The organism is Cellulomonas bogoriensis 69B4 = DSM 16987, assembly GCF_000767165.1.
Lineage (GTDB): Bacteria > Actinomycetota > Actinomycetes > Actinomycetales > Cellulomonadaceae > Actinotalea > Actinotalea bogoriensis.
Window position 1 is genome coordinate 1 of sequence record NZ_AXCZ01000356.1, and the last position, 1,027, is coordinate 1,027.

The window sequence follows — 1,027 nt, forward strand, 5'->3', positions numbered from 1 at the left end:
GAATCGTGGTCGGGCAGGTCGAGCAGCACCAGCCCCCGCAGGTCCGCCTGGGACTCACCGTCCAGCTCGCTCTCACGCTCGATGCGCCGCTCGGACGGGACCTCCAACCAGTCCAGCAGCGCCTCGGCGTCGTGGGCCCACACGCACGCGGTCGGGGCCGACGTCGTCGGCCGGCGCGCCCCCACGTCAGCGAAGTCCAGTCCCGTCAGCGCGTTGAACAGGCTCGACTTGCCCGACCCGGTGCCCCCCACCAGGGCCACCACCGTGTGGTCCACCCCCAGGCGCAGACGGTCCCGGACGTCCCGCAGGGCCGCGCGGGCGGTCACCAGCACCGGGCCCGGCAGGGCGGCCTCTGCGGGTACCAGGGCGCCCTCGACCTCCTCGACGCTGCGCAGGATCGCCGCGGTACGCGGACCCGTGGTCGGCACGGTCATCAGACTCCCTTCAGGACGGCCGAACGCAGACGCAGGCCCGCGGCCGCGTCGTCGGCCAGGTGCGGTGAGGCCAGCGCCTGGCGCGCGGGTGAACCCCCGGCCCTTGCCTGGGCGGCGGCCCTGTCGACCAGGTCGGCGCGAGCCCGGTCGACGGCCTCACGCCCCGTCACGTGCCCCAGCTCCCGCTCGACGACCACCGCGGCAGCGCCCAGCCCCGCAGCCGCCGCCAGGACCAGGGTCGCGACACCGTCGAGACCCACACCTCGGGCCAAGCGCTCCACGTACCGGGGCGCCTCGGCCTGGAGCCGGTCGCGGACGTCCGCGTCCACCTGGTCCACCCACGCCGACGCCGCAGCAGAAGGGTCCGGGGCGTCCGGCGCACCCGACCCCTGCGCGGCCATCTGGTCCAGCACACCCGCCGCAGCGGGTTCACCGCACTCGTGCAGCGCCCGGGCGACACTGCTCCCGGCCCGGGCCCGGCACGCCGTCAGCACCAGCGCCGTGGCACGGACCAGCTCCTGCCGGACCTGCTCCAACGCCTCGACCCGGCGGGCACGGCCCCGGCGGGCCGTCCACCCCGTGAACGGCCCGCC

General features: G+C 76.5%; 1 protein-coding gene and 1 pseudogene. Both read right to left on the minus strand.

The window, feature by feature from the left end; translation table 11 throughout:
• Positions 1–434: GTPase (locus N869_RS15365; protein ID WP_035063126.1), on the minus strand; the 434-nt coding region annotated here is incomplete at its 3' end.
• Positions 434–1,027, minus strand: a pseudogene (locus N869_RS18085) (hypothetical protein); the annotation flags it as partial. The gene N869_RS15365 and the pseudogene N869_RS18085, both read right to left, overlap by 1 nt.